Origin of the sequence: Amnimonas aquatica, from assembly GCF_002943415.1 — a bacterium.
In the GTDB taxonomy this organism is placed as follows: Bacteria; Pseudomonadota; Gammaproteobacteria; order Pseudomonadales; family Moraxellaceae; genus Perlucidibaca; species Perlucidibaca aquatica_A.
In genome coordinates, this window is record NZ_PTQZ01000146.1 from 1 (window position 1) to 4723 (window position 4723).

General features: G+C 70.4%; 7 protein-coding genes. 6 read left to right on the forward strand and 1 reads right to left on the reverse strand.

Annotated elements, in window-relative coordinates; translation table 11 throughout:
- Positions 1-143 precede the first annotated feature (143 nt).
- Positions 144-1646: a helicase HerA-like domain-containing protein gene (locus C5O18_RS06610; RefSeq protein ID WP_105192564.1), complete on the reverse strand. Its 1503-nt coding sequence runs from the start codon at positions 1644-1646 to the stop codon at positions 144-146.
- A 132-nt stretch (positions 1647-1778) separates the two neighbouring features.
- Between C5O18_RS06610 and tusD the strand changes: the two genes are divergently transcribed.
- From tusD to C5O18_RS06640, 6 genes are all read left to right on the forward strand, one after another.
- Entirely contained in the window at positions 1779-2168 is a 390-nt protein-coding gene (gene tusD, locus C5O18_RS06615; protein WP_105192566.1) for a sulfurtransferase complex subunit TusD, read from the forward strand.
- A gap of 7 nt (positions 2169-2175) precedes the next feature.
- Positions 2176-2529 (forward strand): sulfurtransferase complex subunit TusC, encoded by a 354-nt coding sequence (tusC, locus tag C5O18_RS06620; RefSeq protein WP_105192568.1) that lies wholly within the window; start codon positions 2176-2178, stop codon positions 2527-2529.
- Positions 2530-2560: 31 nt separating this feature from the next.
- The gene (locus C5O18_RS06625; RefSeq protein ID WP_105192570.1) at positions 2561-2854 is read left to right on the forward strand and encodes a DsrH/TusB family sulfur metabolism protein; all 294 of its coding nucleotides are present in this window, start codon (positions 2561-2563) and stop codon (positions 2852-2854) included.
- Complete coding sequence (locus tag C5O18_RS06630) at positions 2851-3222, forward strand: TusE/DsrC/DsvC family sulfur relay protein (protein WP_105192572.1); 372 nt, start codon at positions 2851-2853, stop codon at positions 3220-3222. Before C5O18_RS06625 ends, C5O18_RS06630 begins: the two co-directional genes overlap by 4 nt.
- 35 nt (positions 3223-3257) lie before the next feature.
- Positions 3258-4292 carry a glycosyl transferase family protein gene (locus C5O18_RS06635; protein WP_105192583.1) on the forward strand — a complete coding sequence of 345 codons (1035 nt, stop codon included), beginning with the start codon at positions 3258-3260 and terminating at the stop codon, positions 4290-4292.
- 16 nt (positions 4293-4308) lie between these two features.
- A partial coding sequence (locus tag C5O18_RS06640; protein WP_158249287.1) for a DUF1853 family protein occupies positions 4309-4723 on the forward strand: 415 nt, incomplete at its 3' end.

Here is a 4723-nt window from a genome sequence, read left to right on the forward strand (position 1 = left end):
GCTGGGGACCGCTGTTCCCGCTCGCCTACGGGCTGGCCGGCCTGCTCGCCCTGGCCCGTGGCGGCTCGGCCTACCGCGACAACCACTTCGAACGGGAGGCCTTCGCCGCCGACGATCCGACGCGCCGGTGAGCCCGTCCCGGATCAGCGCTTGCCGCTCAGCGACCCGAGCAGCCCGCGCAACAGCTCGCGACCGATCTTGCGGCCGACCTCGGAGCTGGCGGCGCGCGCCGCGCTCTTCGCCGCCGTTTCCCAGATCGAGTCCGGCTCGCGTGCCGGGCGCCTGGCGGCCGCCTTCGCCTCCTGTGCGGCGACCTTTTCCGCCGCTTTCTGTGTCTGCACCGCCTCTGCCTCGGCCGCCCGCTGCTCGGCCTTGACCTGCAGCTTCTCGTAGGCCGATTCGCGATCCAGCACCTGGTCGTAGCGACCGCGGAACGGCGAGCGGCTCATGACCGTCTGCCGTTCCTCCGGCGTGATGGCGCCCATGCGCGAGCGCGGCGGACGCACCTTGGCGCGCTCCACCGGCGTCGGCACCCCGCCCTCGCCCAGCGTCGACACCAGCGCCTCGCCCACGCCCAGCTCGAGGATGGCCGTGGTCACATCGAGGCCGGGCTTGGCACGGAAGGTCTCGGCGGCGGCCCGCACCGCCTTCTGGTCGCGCGGCGTGAACGCGCGCAGACCGTGCTGCACGCGGTTGCCGAGCTGACCGAGGATGGTCTCGGGCACATCCAGCGGGTTCTGGGTGATGAAATACACGCCCACGCCCTTGGAGCGGATCAGGCGCACCACCTGCTCGACCTTGTCGAGCAGGGCCTTGGGCGCGTCCTTGAACAGCAGGTGGGCCTCGTCGAAGAAGAACACCAGTTTCGGCAGGTCGGCATCGCCGCGTTCGGGCAGCTGCTCGAACAGCTCGGACAGCAGCCAGAGCAGGAAAGTCGCGTACAGGCGCGGCTGCTGGTAGAGCTTGTCGGCAGCCAGCACGTTGATGATGCCGCGACCATCCAGCGTGGTCTGCATGAAGTCTTCCAGCTGCAGCGCCGGCTCGCCGAAGAAGCGCTCGGCGCCCTGCTGCTCCAGCGTCAGCAGCGCGCGCTGGATGACCCCGATGCTCTGCTTGCTGATGGTGCCGTAGTCGCTGCCGATCAGCGCCAGGTTGTCGCTGGCGAAGCTCAGCAGCGAACGCAGGTCCTTGAGGTCGAGCAGCAGCAGGCCGTTGTCGTCGGCGTACTTGAACAGCAGGTTGAGCACGCCTTCCTGGGTATCGTTGAGATCGAGCATGCGCGTCAGCAGCAGCGGCCCCAGATCGGAGATGGTGGCGCGCACCGGGTGGCCCTGCTCGCCGAAGACATCCCAGAACACCACCGGGTAGGGCTGGACGCGGAAATCGCTCATGCCGGTCTTCGCCGCGCGCTCGGCGAGCTTGGCGTTGCCGGCATCGCCGGGCTGCGACATGCCGGCGACATCACCCTTGATGTCGGCGAGGAACACCGGCACGCCGAGGTCGGCGAAGCCCTCGGCGAGGATCTGCAGGGTGATGGTCTTGCCGGTGCCGGTGGCACCGGCCACCAGACCGTGGCGGTTGGCATAGCGGCCTTGCAGCGCGCAGGTGACTTCGCCCTGGCCGACCAGGACCTGATGGTTGCTCATGATGACTCCTTCACGGAAGCGCACACAGCAGTGGCGCCGAACGACAAAGCACCGTTTTAGCGGCAGCGAAACCGGCTTGTCAAAGCCGGTTTCGGTTATCCTTGCAGGCATCGCCAATGCCAGTCATCCGCCATGCGCTTCGCCCTGCTCGTCACCGCCGCACCTGATCAGGAAGCCGCCTTCCTGGCCTGGCGCTTCGCCGATGCCGCGCTCGCGGAAGGCCACGAGATCGTGCGCGTGTTCTTTGCCGGCGCCGGCGTGGCGCACGGCAACCTGCTGTCCACCCCGCCGCGCGACGAAACCCCGCTGACCGCGCGCTGGCAACGTCTGCAGGAAGAGCACGACATCGAGCTGGTGGTCTGCGTCGCCGCCGCCCTGCGCCGCGGCGTGGTCGACGACCTCAACGCCCGCAGCTGGGAGCTGCCGGCAGCCAATCTCGCCGTCGGCTTCCTGATCAGCGGCCTGGGCCAGCTTGCCGAAGCCCAGCTCGAAGCCGACCGCCTCGTCACCTTCCCGGGCTGAACCCGCCATGCGCCTGCTCTACATCGCCGCCACCGACCCCTACCGCGACAGCCGCGCCCAGGAACTGCTCGATGCCCTGCTGGTGGCCGCCACCTTCGGCGCCGAGGTCAGCGTGCTGTTCCAGGATGACGGCGTCTGGCAGCTGCTCGCCGGCCAGGACGGCGCGCCGCTGGGGCAGCGCTCGCTGGGCGCCCAGCTCGAGGCGCTGCCGCTGTTCGATGTCGAGCACCTCTATGTCGACCGCCACGACCTGCGCACGCGCGGGCTCGACGAGCACGACCTGCTGCTGCCGGTGACCGCGCTCGACACGCCCGACCTGGCCGGCCTGCTCGCCAGCCACGACCAGGTGATCCGGCTGTGATCAGCCCCGCCCCCGCTGCCGGAGCACGGCCATGAGCACCACCCTGCACATCCTGTTCTCCGCCGAGCTGCCGCCCGCCCTGGCGCGCCTGTGGTCCCCCGGCGACAGCCTGCTGCTGGCCGGCGCCGCCGTCACCCTGGCATTGCGGGCCCGGCCGGATGGCGGACAGCCCGCCACCGCCCTGCCCGCACCCGTGTTCGCCCTGGCCGCCGACGTGCAGGCTCGCGGCCTCGGCGAGCGCTGGCCGGCCGGCACGCCGCTGCTGGAGGCAGAGGACTGGGTGCGCCTGGTCACGCGTCACGACAAGAGCCTGAGCTGGTCATGACCGCGCCGTTCTGGGACCTGGCACGGCTCGACCGCTCGCGCTTCGACCCAGGCCTGTTCGACCCGGAAGGCTTCCTGCGCGACCCCGGCCTGTGGACGCCGGCACTGGCCGATGAAATGGCACGCTGCCTGGATCTGAACACTGGCGCCGGCCTGAGCCCGGCACACCGCGAGGTGCTGGCCGGCTGTCGCGACTTCTACAGCCGCTACCAGCGCATGCCGACCACGCGCGCGTTCGTGAAGCACCTCGGCCAGACCCTCGGCGAACCGCACGGCAGCAGCGCCGCGCTCATGGCACTGTTCCCGGACACGCCCATGCGGCTGGTGGCGCTGTGCGCAGGCCTGCCGAAGCCGCCGAACTGCTTCTGAGCAGTGACGACATCAACAGCAGGAGGCCGTGCGACATGGTCATGCGAAACATCTACAAGACCGCCGAGCACCCGTTCGCGCCCTTCGTGCGCATCCTCGGCAAGGGCAAGACCTCCAGCCGCTCGCTGACGCTGGATGAAGCCCGCCAGGCCATGGCCATGATCCTCGACGGCGAGGTCGAGGACGTGCAGCTCGGCGCCTTCCTCATGCTGCTGCGCGTGAAGGAGGAAAGTCCCGAGGAGCTGGCCGGCTTCGTGCAGGCCTCGCGCCTGTGGCTGCAGGCCCGCCGCGACCAGGCACTGGCGGATGCCGGGCTGACCGTGCCGGCGGCCGATCTGGACTGGTCATCCTACGCCGGCAAGCGCAAGCACTACCCCTGGTTCCTGCTCGCCGTCGAACTGCTGCGCCGGCACGGAGTGCGCGTGTTCATGCACGGCGCCGGCGGCCACACCATCAACCGGCTCTACACCGAGTCGGTGCTGCCCGAGCTCGGCCTGCCGGTGTGCACGAACTGGCCGGCGGCGGCGGCCACGCTGGACAGCCACGGCTTCGCCTACCTCGCGCTCGACCACCTGTGCCCGCCGCTGGGCGACATCATCGGCCTGCGCAACATCCTAGGCCTGCGCTCGCCGGTGCACACGCTGGCGCGCCTGCTCAACCCGCTGGATGCCCCGCACGTGATGCAGGCCATCTTCCACCCGGCCTACCGCGAATCGCACCAGCAGGCCGCCAGCCTGCTCGGCTACGCCAACAGCTGCGTGATCAAGGGCGAAGGCGGCGAGATCGAGCGCAACCCCGACGGGCTCTGCCTGGCGCAGCAGATCGTCGACGGCGCGCTCGCCAATGAAGAGTGGCCGGCCCTGTTCCCGCTCCGCCACGCCCCCGAGGAAGCCTTCGACCTCGGCCATTTCCTCGCCGTCTGGCGCGGCGAAGCCAGCCACGAATACGGCGAGATGGCGGTGATCGGCACGCTCGCGCTGGCGCTGCGCGTGCTGAAACGCGCCGGCAGCCAGGCGGATGCGCTGGCGCTGGCGGGCGACTGGTGGCGAACGCGCCACGCGGCCGGCTGAGCCGGGCCCGGGCGCCATGACGGAGCAGCCCTGGCAGCACTGGCGCACCCCCGAGGTGCGCGACCTGTGCTGGGCCATCGCCAGCCCGCCACTGCTGCCGGAAACTGTGGCGCCAGCGGGCGTGCGCTGGCTGACCAGCGGCGACAGCGCCCGGCATTTCACCGCCAGCGCGGACTGGCTGGCGGCGCTGGACCGTGATCCGGCGCCGCTGCTGGCACATCTGGCACACGAGCACGACCACCGGCTCGGCAGCCACTTCGAAAGCCTGCTGGCATTCTGGCTGGCCTGGCCGGACAACCCCTGCCACCGCCTGCTGGCGCGCAATGTCGCCATCCGCCGCGATGGCCGCACCCTCGGCGAACTGGATTTCCTGGTCGAGGACCGCCGGCACGGCGGCATCGAGCACTGGGAGGTCGCGGTCAAGTTCTACC

Bases quoted from the DNA above. Each gene is read 5' to 3' on its own strand.
- C5O18_RS06630 (WP_105192572.1), top strand. From the start codon at position 2,851: ATGACCGCGCCGTTCTGGGACCTGGCACGGCTCGACCGCTCGCGCTTC.
- tusC (WP_105192568.1), top strand. From the start codon at position 2,176: ATGCGCCTGCTCTACATCGCCGCCACCGACCCCTACCGCGACAGCCGC.
- C5O18_RS06635 (WP_105192583.1), top strand. From the start codon at position 3,258: ATGGTCATGCGAAACATCTACAAGACCGCCGAGCACCCGTTCGCGCCC.
- C5O18_RS06625 (WP_105192570.1), top strand. From the start codon at position 2,561: ATGAGCACCACCCTGCACATCCTGTTCTCCGCCGAGCTGCCGCCCGCC.
- C5O18_RS06610 (WP_105192564.1), bottom strand. From the start codon at position 1,646: ATGAGCAACCATCAGGTCCTGGTCGGCCAGGGCGAAGTCACCTGCGCG.
- tusD (WP_105192566.1), top strand. From the start codon at position 1,779: ATGCGCTTCGCCCTGCTCGTCACCGCCGCACCTGATCAGGAAGCCGCC.